Here is a 17,539-nt window from a genome sequence, read left to right on the forward strand (position 1 = left end):
GGCGCTAACGTTCAAACCACTTATCCGCCGAAAATGCCCGCGTATCGGACTCTGTTTCCTGCGCGGCTTTTTTCATGGTTTCGACATTCATCAGGTAATGATAGAGCGGCTCAAGCTGGGTAAATCCGCGAGCTAACACCGTCACCAGATCGCCGGAAAACAGCGCTTCCATATCCTGCCGGGTAGATATCGCGGCAAACGATTTACGGTTATACCAGTTCGCCAGTTCCGGCTCCTGCTCTTTAATCAGCGGGCGTTTGTAGCTGTCCCCTTCCAGAGTGAAGGTGTCTCCCAGACAGCTCGCCACCTCAAGGAACTGTGACGGGTTACCACGCAGCGTCTGACGGAACAGATCCATCGTATTGCGCGTCGCGCTGTAATAGCCCAGCCCGTAGCGCCAGGTATCCGGCGTGATTTCAAAGAAATACACCGGGGCATCCGTCCAATCTTTGCGGGTACGCTTGAAAGTGAGCCACATATGGCTGCGATAGCGTGATTTATCATGGGAAAAACGCGTATCGCGATGAATACGGGAGAGGGTTTTACCGATTGCCGGGCGGATTTCAAAGTGGTCGTCAATCTGTAGCATGGTCAGACTGAGTTCATCTACCAACGTGCGAAATGGCGCAACCAATTGCTCATCGTAAATGGATCGATGCTCGTCAAACCACGCTTTATCGTTGTTCTGCCGCACCTGCTGAAGAAACGTCAAACCCGCTTGAGAAAAACCCGTAAACTGTGTTGCCATAGAGAAATACCCTCCCTGTTGCTGTCAGATGGCATAAAGATAACGCCGCCAGTAGCGAAACGCCATCGTCAGCGGAAAGGTCACCTCATCGCCCAAACCACTATTTCCTACAGTTTCCCAAAAGCATGAATTATTTTTATCGTTACCTTTTTTCTTCTCGGATCGGCCATGACAACATCCATTTATATTCATTATCCCATGAGCAACAGCAGATAATATTACCCTCACGCCAGTATTTGTGGAAATCAAAGTATCGTAATTTCTACATAAGAATTTACAGAGAAATAGCTACAGGATTTTACTTAATTTAGAACATGCCTCTATAGCTGATATGTTAGCATTATTGCAATTTAAGCAAGGTAATTATTAACAACAAAATCCTTTGATGAGGGAACTATATAATGAAGGAAGCATTAAAACTGGGGATAATGGGGTTCGTTGCACTTTCTGTTTCGGCCTGTGATAGTTTAGATCCGACAAGTCAGAAAGGCGTATTTTATTACAGCAACCCGACTGCAAGTAATATTACCTTCAAGGTTGATGGACAAAGTTATGACGTTTTGCCGAACCATAGCGACAAAATTAAACTTTCACCCGGTAAGCATCTATTAGAAAATAATAAAGGTGAGCGTTTCTCCTTCATGGTTTTTGATAATAACAACGGCGGAATTATCAATCCGAACAACCAGGTTTATTATACACTATCCGAAATTTATGCCGTTGAAGGAAAAGGAAAAAGCTTTAAGCCGACGACCTACGAGGTGATGATTAATGGTCATCAGATAGAAATGGCCGTCAGAAGTGCTAACGCGTCGGTCATTGATGCCAACATGTTTAAATGCACCTATCAATTAGGTGAAGCCTTCCCTGATTCCATCACCACCCGAGATAAAACATCAAATGGTAACATCAAGTCTAAATGTTTTGATAAGCCAGAGCTCGTTCAATACATTGCAGATGTCTATGGCGAAAATCTTGCCGCCGGCGCTAACGAAGATAAAAATAAAGATTCAGTCAACATGCAATTTAATTACGACCTCCCTGCTACCAGTGGTCTTCATCCTAAAATCCAGGAATCGGCAGAAAAAATAGTCGACCTGTTAAAGACGTTGCAGACAACGGATGACAGCGCTATTCATGAAAAACTGAGCAAACAATATTTTCAGCTGAGCACTGATTTCACTCAAGCCTATGTCAGTAACACATCTACCCATACTGCTGAACAACATAAGCAACACGGCGATTTCGTTAAGCAATCAGGGTATTTTTTCAGCTACGGCATTTTGGCTAAATAGCGCTACCCGACATCATTCAAGATACGTGGCAAAACGTTAGTCCATCAGGGCGACACATTCGCAATGTGTGTCGCTCTGACGCAACGGCCTAAGAGATATAGCCGAAACGGTGCTGTCATTAGGTGGAGCAAGCGCCTGAACAACACCCTTTTCACGGATATTCACAACGGTCAGGCCTGATGCAGCGCCTGACTGACCGCTTGTCGTTGTTCCAATAACGCGGTGCTGGTTCGATCGCGAGGATAAGCGAGATCGACTGGTAGAATCGCACTAATCCGACCCGGTCGGGGTGACATCACCACCACCCTGTCGGCCAGAAAAACGGCTTCTTCCACGTCATGCGTTACCAGCAATATCGTCAAATCCGTTTGTCGGCGGATCTCCGCCAGACGTTCTTGCAACTGCTGCTTAGTCAACGCATCTAGCGCGCCGAAAGGTTCATCCAGCAAGAGAATACGTGGCGTCGACACCAGTCCGCGGGCAATCGCCACACGCTGCGCCATCCCGCCCGAAAGCTGATGCGGCCACGCGTCGGCAAATGCTTCCAGCCCCATCATCTGAAGATAGTGTGTAATACGCTGCGCAGCGTCCGCAGAGGAAAGATTGAGGTTGAGCATGCCAAGGCGGATATTGTCCGTCACGGTGAGCCACGGAAACAGGCGCGGTTCTTGAAACACCAGGCTGACATCGTCGGGAATACCGCGCACAGACCGATCGCCAATCAGAATACGCCCACGTTCGGTGGTATCAATCCCAGCCGCCAAACGCAGCAGCGTCGATTTACCGCAGCCGCTGGCCCCAATGACCGCAACCAGCTCGCCCGCGAGCAGCGACAGATCAATATCCTGTAACACCGTCAGCGGTGCGCCGTTGACGGTAAAATACTTGGTAATATGCTGAAAATGCAGTGACATAGATTCTCCGTTAACGATCACGCAAAGCGCCAGCGCGTCAGCCGCCGTTCAGATAAGGTCATCAAGCGGGAAAAGAACGCGGCTACGATCGCAATCAGCACGACCCCGGCCATGATGCGATCGGATTCAAGCAGTTGCTGTGCGCGAATCATCATGCCGCCCAGCCCTTCTCCCGACGGCATGAAATACTCTGCGCCAATGGCTCCGGTCCACGCATGCATCAACGCCAGCCGTAAACCGGAAAAAAGTGGCGGTAATACGCTGGGAAACACCAGCGCGCGCAACGTCTGCATAGGGGTAAGGCGCAAAACCTGAGCCACTTCCAATAGCGCAGGGGGAAGTTGGGCGATCCCCTGACGGGTTGCCAACATGACGGGAAAGAACGCGGCCACGGCGATAAACACGATTTTGGCGCTTTCCCCTAAACCGAACCAGGCCGTTATCAGCGGCAGCCAGGCGAATAGCGCCACACAGCGCAGTGCAGACAGTGCCGGATTAAACAGCCTATCGGCGATACGCCAGCCACCGAGCACCGCGCCGACCAGCACGCCGATCCCGCTCCCCAGCAGAAAGCCCTGGAGCGCACGCAGCAGGCTGGCATTCAGGTCGGCCAACAGTCCCCCCTGAGCCAAACCCGACCACAGCGCATCAATCACACTGCTTGGTGCAGGAAGAAAAGCCACGTTCACCCACTCACGCGTACTGCTAACCTGCCACAACGTAACCAGAGCCAATGGCGCGAGCCAAGGCGTCAGCGATAGACCCGGCAGCGCAGAGCTCAGGCTATCGCGACCCAATATCGGCGCAGGCCAATGAATCCAACGACGTTCCAGCTTCAACAGCACGCGTTCCCCGGAAAATCCCAGTATCCCGATAATCAAAATGCAGACAAACACCAGATCCAACATGAACAACTGACGGCTCTGTACCAGCAGGTAGCCCAGCCCTTCGCTGGATGCCAGCAGCTCTACTGCAATCAGCGCCACCCATCCGGTGGAAAACGCTAGCCGTACCCCCGTCATCACATACGGCAACATCGCGGGCAGAATCAGGTAACGCAGGAAGGCGATGGGCGGTAAACGCAGGCTACGCGCCATTTCATGCAGCTTTTGCGGCGTCTGTTGAATACCGGCACAGGTGTAAAGCGTCACCGGCACCGTCACCGATTTCACCAACACCACCAGTTTCAGCGCTTCACCAATGCCTAATGACAGCATCAAAAGCGGTATCCAGGCTAACGTTGGAATCTGTGCGATGACGGTGAAGAGTGGCATAAACAGCGCATTCAGGCGTCGATTCAGGCCGAACAAACTACCCAGCACCAGACCCAGCGCGATGCCGCCGCCGAAGCCCATCGCAAGCCGCATCAGGCTAATGGGCAACTGATGAATCAGTTCTTCGGGGACAAAATCACGCGCACTGTCGATGACCGCCAGCGGCGAAGGCAGTATCTGCTCAGACATCCACCCGTGCCGACTGGCCAGCCACCATCCGGCCAATACCAGCAATGGCACGAGCAGTGACGCGATCAACGACGTTGCCAGCGCAGAATATCCCGCCGATAGCGCCCCCGTGGACAGCGAAGCATCAGAAGCGGAACGTAGTCGCAGTGTGTATTTGGGCATCATGAGCGTCGGTATCCGGCTAGGTTATTTCTGCGTCAGCAGAGATAAACGTGTAATCCCCGCCTGCTCAACATCGGCCAGTAGCGCCGCTACCGCGCCATAATTGGCCTCTTTGTCCGCTTGTACCTGCACCACCAAATCAGAATTACCCGCTTTCGCCTGCTGCAAGCGCGGCACCAGTTGCTCGCGTGCCAGGTTTTCTTTATTGATGAAGACGCGCTGCTCACCATCAATACTAATCACGATCGGATCGGCGCGATCGGCCGGGGCCACCGCCGCCGTTTTCGGTAGCTGAATAGGAATGGCATTGGTCAGCATCGGCGCAGTAACGATAAACACCACCAGCAATACCAGCATGACATCCACGAGTGGTGTGATATTCATTTCACTCATGACGTCGTCGTCATTACGCGAGGTAAAGGCCATCTCAGACCACCTCTCTCAGATTCTTTACGGAGAAAGCCGCAGAGGATGGCTCTGTGCTGGCCTGAAACGTACTGACGTGAAAATCATTCGCCTGCATCACGCTGTAAACATCATGGGCAAAGTCATCCATATCCGCGACAGCCAGCTTAAGACGGCGTAAAAAGTAGTTGTAGATCAGCACCGCAGGAACCGCGACCGCAATCCCGATTCCGGTGGCGATCAGCGCATTACCAATCGGCCCCGCCACAGTGTCGAGACTGGCAGAACCCGAAAGTCCGATCTCCTGCAACGCCGCCATAATGCCCCAAACGGTGCCGAACAGGCCGATAAACGGCGACGTACTGCCGATACTCGCCAACACCGCCAGCCCGCTTTCCAGCGAGCGGCGTTCGCGCTGAATCTGCTGTTGCAGCGCACGCTCGACCCGATCGGGAAGATGAATATTCAAAGCAAGCTGGCCGCTAATCCGCTCCGGCGCTTTAACGGCAGCCAGAGCAAGGTTTGCCAGCGAACCGGGCTGTTTCGCGCTGGTTTCTGGCGTCTGGCTGACGTCATCCTGCTGCCAGAAAGCCGCACGGAAACGCCGATCGCGCCGTTGCGCCAGCCGGTACTGGACAAACTTCAGCAACCCCAGCCCCCAGGTGACGAGAGAAAACAACAGCAGTAACAGAACCACTGCGCCTTCAGCAGAAAAGAGTTCAATGTGTCCGAGTGTCATAACCAATACCTCATGAGTTCAGCGAAAAATCGACAGGAACCACCACCCAACCGCTAACAGGCTGGTTGCCGCGCCGCGCTGGAACGAAAGACCAGCGCACCACTGTGTCTCTGGCAGCCTCATCCAGCGACGGATAGCCGCTTGATTGATGAATTCGAATGGTTTGTACCTTGCCGTCAGCACGCACCTGCACATTTAGCAGCACCGTGCCTTCATAACCGCGGCTAATCGCCACATCGGGATAAGACGGCGAAGGGTTATGCAGGTAATCAGCATTGGCCAGCGGCGGCGTTAACGGCGCGTCGACGGGCTGTACCGCCGCCTGTTGCGCTACCGGCGCAGGCGTTGTTGGCGCCACTGCCGATGCGGTTTCCGTCTGGGGCTGCGGCGTCGGTTTAGGCGCAGGCGTGCTCTTTTTCACCGGCGTCTTTTTCAGTACCGGTTCAGATTTTTTCTCCGGCACTTTTTTTTCCGGGGCCGGTTTTTCCGGTGCAGGAGGTAGCAATGCACTTTCATCCAGCAGCGGCTCGGTTATCGTCGGCTCTTCCAGCGGCTGCGGCGTCGGTGTCTCAGGTTCGGCGACCGGAACGACCTCTTGCACCACAGGTTCCGTTACCGAAGCAACCAGCTCAACGCTGACAGGCTGTGGCCGGGCAGGTACCGTAACCGGCGGCGTCGCCGCACTGTTGAACAACGCCAGCACCGCCGCATGCAATAGCAGCGTCGCTACCACGGCCAGCCAGCGTTCTGGCCGGGATGAAACCGTCGTATTGAGCTGCGGTAAACGTAGCGGCACCGCGCCGCTTACCCGCTGCGTGTTAACCTGCGGCATTGGCTCCGGTGAATAGGATCGGGATATCGGCGCGGCTCCCGCATAGAGTAATTCCGTCATGATGGGTTGCTCCTGACAATATATCTTTATCGCCCTATTTCACGTTGCAGGTGTCAGTGTATAGCTCACCTGGAATAGCGATTGGGATAATCAATTCTTCCCGACTATTTAATAAAGTCAACGTATGTATCTGCATATCGATATACTCGTAATACTTCAAGTTGCATGTGCGTTGGCTGCGTTCACTCACCCGAATCACTTACTTGTGTAAGCTCATCGGGATTCCTTCTCTTGCCGCCTTCCTGAAACTCGAATTATTTTGAGCATACTCATTTCATTCTTTATTTAATAAGACGATAGCGTTAATAATCGACACTCAGACTAAAGGGAAAAATTGCTGTCAGGCTAATGCATAGTTGGAATAGTTTTTTTTCGTTCGCTGCATAGCGGTGAAATAGACGATGAATACTGATTTAGCTATTTATTAAAAATAATAATGCTTTTTTTGTATTAGTCAGTTTATTGCCAAGCCTTTAAATGTGGTTCTGCAACGATATGACGCCGTTCGAAACGGGCGCAATAACACAATTTCTATTCATCGATTTCATTACTGGCGGGTAAAAAATAATGACGACATCAGGACGAAAATGGTTAGTGACCAGCGTATTGGCAATGGGTATGGTCTGGTCGGGTTTCACCTCCGCAATCACTGAAATTCGTATTGCCGCGCCAGACATTGGCGCAGGTACAAAACCCAGCGGCGGCGGCCTGCTCGATGTCATCCACAGTCAAAAACTGCTGGAGCGCGAGTTTAGCAAAGATGGGATCAGCGTACGCTGGACGTTCATCAAAGGCGCTGGCCCCGTCATTAATGAAGCGTTTGGCAACCATCAGGTCGATGTGGCCTATCTGGGTGATTTAGCCAGCATTATCGGTCGTTCGCGCGGCCTGGATACCCGCGTGATCGCCGTAGCGTCACGCGGCATCAATCACTATCTGGCCGTGGCAAAAGGCTCTGGTATTGAGAAAATTGCCGATCTGAAAGGCAAACGCATCGGGATCTTTCGTGGAACAGCAGGTGAACTTTCCTTCGTTAGTGCGCTTGACTCACAAGGCCTGAAGCCCTCTGACGTTAAGCTGATTAATCTCGATTTCGCCGCCGCCAGCGCGGCGTTAGCCGCCGGACAGATTGATGCCACCTGGGGCGGCAGCAATACGCTTTCATTGCGGGACAAAGGGCTGGCAGATATTCCACTCTCCAGCCGCGACCTGAACGGGGCGGGTCAGCTCAGCGGCTTCCTATTGGTGGATGAGAAATTTGCCAAAGGCAACGAAGATATTCTGCGGCGCTTAGTTAAAGTTCAGCGAGAAGCAGCAAACTGGGCTAGCGACAATAAAAATAAAGATGAATTTATTCAGCTATTAGCCACTCAGTCAGGCTACCCGGAAAATATATTACGCGTCGAATGGGATACATTACCGCCATTAACTGAGCGTCTTTCACCCGAATTAGATGCCGCTTTCGTGGAAAAATTAAAACGTGCCGTCACATTAGCCGATGAATCGCGTCTTATTCGACAACCATTTGATGTCGATAAATGGCTGGATGATTCTTATCTAAAAGCAACGCAGTAATTTACCCCCCCAAATTATAACCCACGTATTGCCGTGACATTCACGGCAATCGGCCACCTATTGACGACATTCGGAAGACGCCATGTATTTTAAAAAGCACCAACCGTATTTAAAAAAACACCAGAACAAAATAACGTCAGGCATTTTAATGAGCTGCGTTTTAACGCTCCCCGCCACGACGCAGGCAGCCGATCCGCAAATCGCAACGGACAATGCTCCTCGAACCGAGGCGACAACCGCTGCCCCCGTCCAACTAAAACGCGTGAAAGTGAACGCCCAGCGTACGCCTATTCAGCCACCGACCACGCTGGCATCGGTGATCGACGGCAAAACGCTCGAAGAAGAGCGGCTCTACCGCTTTGAGGAGCTGTCACAGCTCGTGACGGGGTTGGATGTCGATACCGTCGATGTGATGGACACGACCGTAACCATTCGTGGGATTGGCGATGGTGGCGAGAGCGGCACCAACATCGGTATGCCGGGCAGCGTGGGTCTGTTTGTCGATGGCGTCTATTTGTCTCGCCCCGGCGTTATCTCTAACGATTTGCTGGATATCGACAGCACCCGCGTGCTCAAAGGCCCGCAGGGTGCCGCCTATGGCTTTAATACTACCGGCGGCGCGATTGATATTCGCACCCGCAAACCGACCTTCACCCCCGAATACTCACTGGAGCAATCATTCGGACAACGCGGCTATCTGCAATCCAAACTGATGGCATCCGGGCCACTCAGCGACCACTGGGCGGGGCGCATCAATCTGTCACGCACTGAACGCGGCGGCAACGTCACGAATATCGAAAACGGCCATAAACTCGGAGGCAGCACCAATAACGGCGTGCGCGGACAGTTACTGTATCAGCCCAATGACAGCTTTAGCCTCAGAATCACCGGCGACTACAGTGATTCTACTCAGCGCCCCGTTTCGGTTCTGGTGAGCGCAACCGACGCCTTTCGCACTCGCGCCGAACAAACTGGCCTCAAGGTCGTCGGCGGTCGTCAGGTCGCTATGGATGACGAGAACGTCATTCGCGTTGCGCAAGGCGGAGGCTCGGTCGAGGCCAACTGGAAACTGAAGAGTGGATTTAGCCTGAATTCCCTCTCCTCATTGCGCTATTTCCGCGTCTTGCCCAGTACGGCGGATAACTGGAACATTCCGCTCTATAACGACAGCGGTGCCGATGTACGCGATCGCGTCTGGTCGCAAAGTTTTTGGCTAGATTCACCCAAAGGCAATAAGGTCGATTACTCACTCGGCGTCGATTACTGGGGAGAGAACCTCGATACCGAGGCAAACAGTCGCTACTACAACGACAATCGCGTACGGACATGGGTAGGAAATGGCTATCAGGGCATTAACGTTCAGCGCTTTGGTACGTTAGATGACACCGTTTATTCCGTCTATGGTCGCGGAACCTGGCACGCCGCCGATAAGCTGGACGTCATTGTCGGCCTGCGCCAGACCTACGAGAAAAAAGAGGGAACGTTTGTCCGCAGGAACCGCGCAACCTTTGATTCTGGCCCACTCTCGCAAACCAACCGCCTGCCTTCGGGCTCCGTCAGCCTAAACTGGTTTGCGGCACCCAACGTCACCCCTTATCTCACGCTGGGCTACGGGGAAAAATCCGGCGGCCTGAACGTGTCATCTGGGGCAGCAAGGCAGTTGGGAATCGACTCGCTGTACGTCGATCCAGAGAAAACTCGCTCGGCGGAGCTGGGGGTTAAAACCCACTGGCTACAGCGCAAAGTGGAATGGAATACCGCGCTGTTCTGGAGCGTCGTTGAAGATTTCCAGAATAACGCCTATGACGAAGAAACGGATACCAGCTACCTGATTAATGCCGGGAAATTCCGCTCGCGCGGCGGGGAATCTCAGCTGACGCTGCGCCCGCTTGATGGCCTGAGCATCAGTCTGGCCGGTACGCTGCTGGATGCCAGTTATCTGAACTTCCCTAACGCCCGCTGCCCGGCAGAAATTTCCGCCGTCTCGTGCGATATGTCAGGAAAGCGCGTCTTCAAATCCCCCAAGTTGAGCTACAACACGCGCGTGCGTTACCAGTGGGATACGCCAAACAATCTGCAAGCTTCGGTTTCCGGGCAATGGTCATGGCGGAGCTGGGCTTACGGTACGCTTGATGATTCCGAGAGCAACCGTATTCCCGCTTATGGTGTTCTGAATCTGTCTAGCGGACTGAGTGGCAAGCAAGGCGACAACCGTTGGAACGTATCGCTGTGGGTGAAAAATGCGTTGGATAAGAACTACTACCGCTCCGTCAGAGGCTCCAGCGCCACAACGGGCGTGATTGGCGAACCGCGCATGGTCGGAATATCGGTCGGTTACGACTTCAAGGGGTAATGTCATGAAGCAGATGACGTATTCACGCCGACGCTTCCTACGTGACAGCACGCTGCTGGCGCTGTCGGCACCGTTCTGGACCTCTGCCGCTGCGCCTTTGGCGGCGGCTTCCAACCTCGCTGGCGGAACTGCACCGCAGGTCAGCCTGCGCTGGCTGGACGGGCAGATCCCCCGTTCGTTTACCGGCGTCACCTGGGGCGTTCCCTGGCCGCGGGGGGCGGTGCGCAGCGATAGTGATTTCGCGTTGTACGATGCGCAGCAGCAAACCTATGGCCTGCAAAGCTGGCCGCTCGCCCGTTGGCCGGACGGCTCGATTAAATGGTCGGCACATGCTCTGGGCGGCGATGCCGCGCCGAAAGACGGCCTGACGCTGCGTCCGATTTCCGTTAAGGACGTGCCGACAGGTTCAGAGATGGTTAGCGAGCACGCGCGCGGCTGGACAATAGATACCGGCCGTATTCGCTGCGTCATTCCACGTTCAGGTTCTCGCCTGATCGAAGAAATATGGCGAGAGGGTCGGCTAGCGTTAACCAACGGCAGACTGGTACTGCGTATGCAGCGCGGAGCAGAGACAGACAGTACGCTGACACAGGACACCTATCAGGGCGTGATCGACACGGTCACCGTAGAGCAAAGCGGGGCGCAGCGCACGGTGATTGCGCTACGCGGTACGCACCATGCGCAGCAACAAGGGGTTAAGCACATCCCCTTTATTATCCGGTTGTACAGCTACGCGAACACCGATTCGCTGCGCGTGGTACACACCCTCCTCTATGACAACGATGACGAACAGCTTAGCCTGAAGGGACTTGGGCTGGCATTTGACGTTCCGTTACAGGGAGAGTTGCACGATCGCCATGTACGCTTCGTCTCCGACCAAGGTGGACTCTTTCGTGAAGCGGTACGCGGTCTGAGCGGATTACGCCGCGACCCCGGTGCGGCCGTTATCGCAGCCCAGCTAGCCGGGCAAGCAACGCCGCCGATCGCAGATTTTTCACCGGAGGTTGGCAAACGGCTGGATTACATTCCCGCGTTTGGCAGCTACCGCCTGACCCAGCACCATCCCGACGGTTTTCAGATCCATAAGCGCACCGAGGCCGGACAGGGTTGGTTGCTGTCCGCCACGGGCGAACGGGCAGCAGGCGTCGGTTATCTGGGCACGCCAACAGGCGGCGTGGCGTTCGGCCTGCGTAATTTCTGGCAGAGCTACCCCGCCGGTCTGGAAATCGACAATGCCCACACCGACGTGGCGACCGTCACGCTCTGGCTGTGGTCGCCGTGGGCGGAACCGATGGATATGCGCTTTTATCATGACGGCTTAGGCCAGGATACCCATGACAAACAGCGTGAAGGGCTGGCAATCACTTATGAAGATTACGAACCGGGCTTCGGCTCGGCGGTCGGTGTGGCGCGCACCAGTGAACTGTTTATCGATGTGCTGCCCACGACGCCCGACGCGGAAAATCTGGTGACGCGAGCACGGCGTATGCAGCAACCGCCGCTGCTGGTGGCGAACTCACCGGATTTGTATCGTGCGCAGGCATTTGGATCGATGTGGGCTCCCGCCTCCGCTGCAACACCGGCCCGAACCCGTCTGGAAAAACAGTTGGGCGCGTATTTCGACGCCTACCAGCAGGAGGTCGAGCAGCGAAAATGGTACGGCTTCTGGGATTTCGGCGATGTCATGCACACCTATGACAGCGACCGTCACGTCTGGCGCTACGATGTGGGCGGCTATGCGTGGGATAACTCGGAACTGAGTACCGATCTGTGGCTCTGGTATTACTTCCTGCACAGCGGACGCGCCGACGTGTTTCGTATGGCGGAAGCCATGACGCGCCACACCGGTGAAGTCGACGTGCATCATCTGGGACGCTTTAGCCCGCTAGGGTCCCGGCACAATGTCCGCCACTGGGGCGACAGCGCTAAACAGTTGCGGATTTCTACCGTCGCCAACCGCCGTTTTCTCTACTACCTCACCGCCGATGAGCGCATCGGTGAATTGATGGATGAACAGGTTGAGGCGCTGCGCACGCTAAGTGCGGTGCTGCCTGGCCGCAAAATCGGCCAGACGTATCCCGACAAACTCAATCATATCAGTCTGGGTTTCGGCACCGACTGGGGTGCCGTCGCCGCCGCCTGGCTCACCGCCTGGGAACGCCACGGCGATCCAGCAATGCGCGAACGCTTGCTCAACAGCATGCAGACGCTGGCCGCCCAGCCACACGGTTTTTTCACCGGTAGCGCCGCCATCGACCCCGACACCGGCAGATTCCTCCCTGCACCTGAGGATCAGGTAGAGATTTCGCATTTGAGCGCGGTTTTTGGCCTGACAGAAATCTGTAGCGAGCTGGTTGAGGTTCTGCCCGATCCTGCCTTTACGCGCGCGTGGCTCGACTACTGTCGGCTGTATAACGACCCCGTTGCGTTAAGCGCAGCCGTAGGGAAAACGGTGAAGAAACTTAATTTAGCTCAAGGCCATGCACGGCTGACCGCCTTTGCCGCGCGGCAACTGAACGATCGTACGTTGACACAGCGTGCCTGGGCAGAATTTACCGCAGGCAGCGGCGGTATTGCTAACCCAACACTCACGCAGCGACGCCTGACACCGCCTGATGTGCTCTACCCTATTAATGAACCGGTGATCAATTCCACCATTGATAAACATTCCGGTAGTACCGCAGCAACCAATCTGGCGACCAACGCCGTCGCCCAATGGGGATTAACCGCCATCGCCCTGCTGGCCTTGCTGGATGACATCCCCGCATCTTCTTAATGCCGCCATCCGGCGGCACGTTACAGGACATCATCATGATTGACCCTAGCTGTACTGAAAACACGCTCCTCCTGTCGCCACAGACAAGCGACACACGTAACGTTATCGATTCCCCCCACCGTGCGGCGCTTATCTGGTCCACCGATTCAGACGGACAGCCGCTACGCTGGCAGGTAGAGCAAGAAGACCCTGAGCGCACCACGCTCCAGACCACGCCCGAACGTCTAACGCTGGAGAGCGCCGCCGGGCTGACGATCTGGCTGGATGCGCCGCTCTCAGGCACCTATCGCATAGCCTTCACGCGGGAGCTTGTGGTCGCGGATCGCCCGCACGATCGCGTGTCCGACCTCAACCAATTCTGGGCGGCACGCGACCTGCATAATTCGAACCTGTTTACCCGGCACGGCAAGCTCAACGAATACGACAGCCTGAACCTGTACTATGTCGGGATGGGCGGCAACTGGAACAGCACCACGCGCTTTCGTTACTACGACGGTCACGGCGAGCGCCTGCTACTGGGTGAATACACCGATGCCGCGCATCTGCTGCGTCCTCATCATCGCTATCGTATCGTGATTGAAGTGGATCGGCGGGAAACGCGTTTTTGGGTTGATGACGTGCTTTATTTCAGCGCCAGCTATACACACACGCCCGCTCCGGGCTATTTCGGCTTTCGGACGGTATTTTCACGTCAGGAAATCAGTGAGTTCAGCATCACCCCGCTGTAAGCGACACGGGCACGCCGTGCAGGTCGCCATCGATCTGCACGAAGGTGTCGATCAGCTTACGCGCCAGCAGCGACAGGCGGGCGTCCGCCAGATAAATGATGCCGTAGTGGGTATAGAATTCGTCGGTGTTATCGTCCAGACCCGCAATCTTCAACATATGCAGGCCGTGCCGTTCGGGCTCATTGAAGTGATTGGTCGTGCCGATGGCATCTGAATGACGTACCACATCCAGCAGACTGTAGCCATTTTCACACTCGATACTGGTGCGAATATCCAGTTTACCGCTCAGTTGCACCAGCGCACGGTGCAGGTTGGGCGGGCGAATCGTTGCCGCCAGCGGATAGGAGAAGAATTGCTCAACGGTAATCGCTTCCTGCGCCGCCAGCGGATGCCCGCTGCGGCAGCAAAATCCCCAGCGATGCTGGCTCAACGGCTGTACCCGATAGCGGGTATCGAATTCAAAGTTACGCATATCCGCCACAATGAAATCCAGTTCTTCGGCCATAAGCCGATGGCCCAGCGCCTGCCAGTTATCAACGCGAAAGACCATCCGTACCTTGGGATACAGCCGGGAGAACGCTCCGATCACCTGCGGCATCAGCCAGGCGGCGGGAGCCGGGCCGCAGCCAAAATTCACTTCGCCCGCCTCTTTCTCATTAAATTGCTGAATATCGTTAAACAAATCGTGAGTCTGATTAATCAGGCGACGCGCGTGTTCCAGCACCACCAACCCTTTAGGCGTGGGTTCCAACTGGTTCATACGATCGATCAAACGCGTCCCAATGGTCTGTTCCAGCGACTGGATACTGCGGCTGAAAGCGGATTGGGACAGCTTCATCGCCTGTGCCGCCGAGGTAAAATTGCGATGCTCAATCAGGGCAATAAAGTGACGCAGTTGGCGAAGATCGATATTCATAGCGCGGCGTGTCATCAGGACGGAAGGAATTTTCAGGCTAACAGGTCTAATCGTGCAGAAAAAATAATAAAACCGATGTTTATATGCTTACTGGTTATATATCTAAAGCGGTTGATACGATGGGGGAAGCACTCATTGCTGGTGCCTAGCGCAGTCTCTTATACGCCAATCCAGAAACATCGGGAGGTTTTGCCGTTATCCGGCGTAAAAAATTATGCTAAGGAGATAGCGGGCTTAGGATGAGCGGCATGGACGCCGCGAAAGCTTGCGCCACGCATGGAGCATGTCGAAAGCGGTCCGTTAAGCCAGATATCGACGAAGGCACCGCGTAGCGGCATAATTCACGCCGAAAGCCAGGGGTCACGGGGCGAGCGGCGCGTGCTACGAGGTAGCATGAGGATAGCGACATCAGCGCGCACGAAACCGTCTCAGCGTCCGCATAAAAATGGACGAAGAGACGGAGAGCGAGCGTCCGCTCGGGGTCAGAACAGCTTTTTCGCTGTCTCCAACCAGTCGCCTTTGAACGGACGTTTCATGTTCTCGATGGCATCAACGATGTCGTGGTGCACCATTTTCTCATTCTGGATACCGACACAGCGGCCACCGTAGCCCTGCTGTAGCAGTTCAATAGAATAGGCGCCCATGCGAGAAGCCAGAATACGGTCATACGCGACCGGCGAACCGCCGCGCTGAATGTGGCCAAGTACGGTGGCTCGGGTTTCGCGCCCCGTCTCTTTTTCAATGTATTTCGCCAGTTCATCGACGTCACACACCAGCTCGGTAATCGCGACAATCGCGTGCTTTTTGCCTTTTTCGATGCCCGCTTTGATTTCGCAAACCAGATCTTCCGGGCTGAACGGCACTTCCGGCAGGACGATGAATTCACAGCCGCCGGCAATCGCTGCCGCCAGTGTCAGGTCACCGCAGTGGCGTCCCATAACTTCGACAATCGAAATACGTTGGTGAGAAGAAGAGGTGTCGCGCAGGCGGTCAATCGCCTCCAGCACGGTTTCCAGCGCGGTGAAGTAACCGATGGTGTAGTCCGTTCCCGCTACGTCGTTATCGATCGTGCCGGGCAAGCCGATACAGGGAAAACCCATTTCCGTCAGACGTTTGGCACCCATGTAAGAACCGTCACCGCCGATGACGACCAGCGCATCCAGACCGCGTCTCTTCATGTTTTCCACACACACCTGACGCACCGCTTCGTCACGGAACTGTGGGAAACGCGCGGAACCGAGGAACGTGCCGCCACGGTTAATCACATCCGATACGCTGTAGCGATCCAACTGCTCCATGCGATCTTCGTACAAGCCCTGATAGCCATCATAAATGCCGTAGATTTCCAGCCCTTCCGACAGTGCAGCACGAACCACACCCCGAATTGCCGCATTCATACCTGGTGCATCGCCACCGCTCGTCAACACTCCGATTCTTCTAATCATGACAACCTCTGGACTTGTAGATGTAATTTTGCAGGATTCTTCTATCGTAAACTCACCACCGCTGTTACGCAGGCAGCAACACCTTGTTCTTTTATTAGCATATTATAACAAACACCCGAAGCTGAATTGATTCAGGTCAGGCTACATTGTGCATAAATTTTCATGACCTATCACGTTTTTAACACTAAATGCTGAAAATACCATCGCCTACATCGCCAACCTGCCACGCTGGTTTTCCGGCACGGCGGAAACCGGGTCCTGATGGATCATAATGTCGGCGCCCGGAAATTGTTTACGTAACGCCTGCTCCAGATCGTCCGCAATCTGGTGTGCCTCAACCAGCGGCAGGGCGTCATCCATTTCCAGGTGTAGCTGAATAAAGCGCGTTGGCCCGGAGCGACGGGTGCGCAATGCATGTGCACCGCGAATACCCGGCCAGTTCACAATCACCTCAGCAATAGCACGATGTTCGTCCTCCGGCAGCGCACGATCCAGCAGCGACTGCACCGCGTCATACCCCATACGTAACGCGCTATATAAAATATAGCCGCCAATCCCCAACGCAAACAGGGAGTCAGCACGCGTAACGCCCTTCCAACTGAGTGCCAACGCCAGCAGAATCGCACCGTTCATCAGCAGATCGGACTGATAATGCAGCATGTCCGCTCGTACCGCCTGACTGTGCGTGCGTTTAACCACCCAGCGCTGGAACGAGACCAGCAACAGCGTAGCCAGCAGTGCAATGAGCGTCACCCACATGCCCACTTCCGGCGCGTGCAACGCCTGCGGCTCCAGAGAATGTTGCAGCCCCGTTAGGATCAGGAACAGCGCCGAACCGGAAATAAACATGCTCTGCGCCAGCGCGGCCAGCGATTCTGCCTTGCCGTGGCCGAACGCATGCTCAGTATCCGCTGGCTGCAACGAATAGCGAACCACCAACAGGTTCACCAGCGACGCGGCGATATCCACCAGCGAATCGACCAGCGACGCCAGCAGGCTCACCGAACCGGTATGCCACCAGGCGAACACTTTCATCACAAACAACACCAGCGCCACGGCGGTTGCGCTCACTGCCGCCAGCGTCACCAAACGTGCATAGTGTGGATTCATCATGCCCTCACAGAAGGT

General features: G+C 54.8%; 14 protein-coding genes. 5 read left to right on the plus strand and 9 right to left on the minus strand.

The features are described 5' to 3' along the window. Positions 1-4 precede the first annotated feature (4 nt). Complete coding sequence (locus A6301_RS08085; protein WP_234257518.1) at positions 5-748, minus strand: DUF2461 domain-containing protein; 744 nt, start codon at positions 746-748, stop codon at positions 5-7. A gap of 401 nt (positions 749-1,149) precedes the next feature. On the opposite strand from A6301_RS08085, the gene A6301_RS08090 reads away from it, so the two are divergent. Beyond that, positions 1,150-2,043 carry a hypothetical protein gene (locus A6301_RS08090; RefSeq protein WP_234257519.1) on the plus strand — a complete coding sequence of 298 codons (894 nt, stop codon included), beginning with the start codon at positions 1,150-1,152 and terminating at the stop codon, positions 2,041-2,043. 170 nt (positions 2,044-2,213) lie between these two features. Here A6301_RS08090 and A6301_RS08095 read toward each other — a convergent pair whose 3' ends face one another. The 5 genes from A6301_RS08095 to A6301_RS08115 are packed head-to-tail and all read right to left on the minus strand — an operon-like array spanning position 2,214 to position 6,618. Next, positions 2,214-2,957 (minus strand): ABC transporter ATP-binding protein, encoded by a 744-nt coding sequence (locus A6301_RS08095; RefSeq protein ID WP_107168986.1) that lies wholly within the window; start codon positions 2,955-2,957, stop codon positions 2,214-2,216. Between the two features lie 17 nt (positions 2,958-2,974). Then, positions 2,975-4,585: an ABC transporter permease gene (locus A6301_RS08100; protein ID WP_234257520.1), complete on the minus strand. Its 1,611-nt coding sequence runs from the start codon at positions 4,583-4,585 to the stop codon at positions 2,975-2,977. Positions 4,586-4,606: 21 nt separating this feature from the next. After that, positions 4,607-5,008 carry a biopolymer transporter ExbD gene (locus A6301_RS08105; RefSeq protein ID WP_107168988.1) on the minus strand — a complete coding sequence of 134 codons (402 nt, stop codon included), beginning with the start codon at positions 5,006-5,008 and terminating at the stop codon, positions 4,607-4,609. Between the two features lies 1 nt (position 5,009). Then, on the minus strand, positions 5,010-5,726 hold the full coding sequence (locus tag A6301_RS08110; RefSeq protein WP_107168989.1) for a MotA/TolQ/ExbB proton channel family protein: 717 nt from the start codon (positions 5,724-5,726) through the stop codon (positions 5,010-5,012). 10 nt (positions 5,727-5,736) lie between these two features. After that, positions 5,737-6,618, minus strand: a complete 882-nt coding sequence (locus tag A6301_RS08115; RefSeq protein ID WP_234257521.1) for an energy transducer TonB — start codon at positions 6,616-6,618, stop codon at positions 5,737-5,739. Positions 6,619-7,185: 567 nt separating this feature from the next. Here A6301_RS08115 and A6301_RS08120 point away from each other — a divergent pair. The 4 genes from A6301_RS08120 (at position 7,186) to A6301_RS08135 (ending at position 14,050) form a co-directional block, all read left to right on the plus strand. After that, on the plus strand, positions 7,186-8,193 hold the full coding sequence (locus A6301_RS08120; RefSeq protein WP_205540480.1) for an ABC transporter substrate-binding protein: 1,008 nt from the start codon (positions 7,186-7,188) through the stop codon (positions 8,191-8,193). A gap of 82 nt (positions 8,194-8,275) precedes the next feature. Beyond that, positions 8,276-10,546, plus strand: coding sequence for a TonB-dependent receptor (locus A6301_RS08125; RefSeq protein WP_107169116.1), 2,271 nt, complete (start codon positions 8,276-8,278; stop codon positions 10,544-10,546). A 4-nt stretch (positions 10,547-10,550) separates the two neighbouring features. Beyond that, positions 10,551-13,322 (plus strand): Tat pathway signal sequence domain protein, encoded by a 2,772-nt coding sequence (locus A6301_RS08130; RefSeq protein WP_234257522.1) that lies wholly within the window; start codon positions 10,551-10,553, stop codon positions 13,320-13,322. Beyond that, on the plus strand, positions 13,322-14,050 hold the full coding sequence (locus tag A6301_RS08135) for a DUF6250 domain-containing protein (protein WP_215482617.1): 729 nt from the start codon (positions 13,322-13,324) through the stop codon (positions 14,048-14,050). The genes A6301_RS08130 and A6301_RS08135 overlap by 1 nt, the downstream gene beginning before the upstream one ends. Here A6301_RS08135 and A6301_RS08140 read toward each other — a convergent pair. From A6301_RS08140 to fieF, 3 genes are all read right to left on the minus strand, one after another. Then, positions 14,037-14,966 (minus strand): LysR family transcriptional regulator, encoded by a 930-nt coding sequence (locus A6301_RS08140; RefSeq protein WP_107169123.1) that lies wholly within the window; start codon positions 14,964-14,966, stop codon positions 14,037-14,039. The genes A6301_RS08135 and A6301_RS08140 overlap by 14 nt on opposite strands. A 482-nt stretch (positions 14,967-15,448) precedes the next feature. Next, positions 15,449-16,411: a 6-phosphofructokinase gene (gene pfkA / locus A6301_RS08145; protein ID WP_137740797.1), complete on the minus strand. Its 963-nt coding sequence runs from the start codon at positions 16,409-16,411 to the stop codon at positions 15,449-15,451. Positions 16,412-16,618: 207 nt separating this feature from the next. Next, on the minus strand, positions 16,619-17,521 hold the full coding sequence (gene fieF / locus A6301_RS08150) for a CDF family cation-efflux transporter FieF (protein ID WP_205543217.1): 903 nt from the start codon (positions 17,519-17,521) through the stop codon (positions 16,619-16,621). Positions 17,522-17,539 lie beyond the last annotated feature (18 nt).

It is taken from the genome of Pectobacterium sp. IFB5596, assembly GCF_021432585.1.
Lineage (GTDB): Bacteria > Pseudomonadota > Gammaproteobacteria > Enterobacterales > Enterobacteriaceae > Pectobacterium > Pectobacterium punjabense.

Excerpts from the sequence above, each read along its gene's own strand:
- A6301_RS08120 (WP_205540480.1), top strand. The coding sequence starts at position 7,186 with ATGACGACATCAGGACGAAAATGGTTAGTGACCAGCGTATTGGCAATG.
- A6301_RS08085 (WP_234257518.1), bottom strand. The coding sequence starts at position 748 with ATGGCAACACAGTTTACGGGTTTTTCTCAAGCGGGTTTGACGTTTCTT.
- pfkA (WP_137740797.1), bottom strand. The coding sequence starts at position 16,411 with ATGATTAGAAGAATCGGAGTGTTGACGAGCGGTGGCGATGCACCAGGT.
- A6301_RS08115 (WP_234257521.1), bottom strand. The coding sequence starts at position 6,618 with ATGACGGAATTACTCTATGCGGGAGCCGCGCCGATATCCCGATCCTAT.
- A6301_RS08095 (WP_107168986.1), bottom strand. The coding sequence starts at position 2,957 with ATGTCACTGCATTTTCAGCATATTACCAAGTATTTTACCGTCAACGGC.
- A6301_RS08090 (WP_234257519.1), top strand. The coding sequence starts at position 1,150 with ATGAAGGAAGCATTAAAACTGGGGATAATGGGGTTCGTTGCACTTTCT.
- A6301_RS08110 (WP_107168989.1), bottom strand. The coding sequence starts at position 5,726 with ATGACACTCGGACACATTGAACTCTTTTCTGCTGAAGGCGCAGTGGTT.
- A6301_RS08135 (WP_215482617.1), top strand. The coding sequence starts at position 13,322 with ATGCCGCCATCCGGCGGCACGTTACAGGACATCATCATGATTGACCCT.
- fieF (WP_205543217.1), bottom strand. The coding sequence starts at position 17,521 with ATGAATCCACACTATGCACGTTTGGTGACGCTGGCGGCAGTGAGCGCA.
- A6301_RS08105 (WP_107168988.1), bottom strand. The coding sequence starts at position 5,008 with ATGGCCTTTACCTCGCGTAATGACGACGACGTCATGAGTGAAATGAAT.
- A6301_RS08100 (WP_234257520.1), bottom strand. The coding sequence starts at position 4,585 with ATGATGCCCAAATACACACTGCGACTACGTTCCGCTTCTGATGCTTCG.
- A6301_RS08140 (WP_107169123.1), bottom strand. The coding sequence starts at position 14,966 with ATGAATATCGATCTTCGCCAACTGCGTCACTTTATTGCCCTGATTGAG.
- A6301_RS08125 (WP_107169116.1), top strand. The coding sequence starts at position 8,276 with ATGTATTTTAAAAAGCACCAACCGTATTTAAAAAAACACCAGAACAAA.
- A6301_RS08130 (WP_234257522.1), top strand. The coding sequence starts at position 10,551 with ATGAAGCAGATGACGTATTCACGCCGACGCTTCCTACGTGACAGCACG.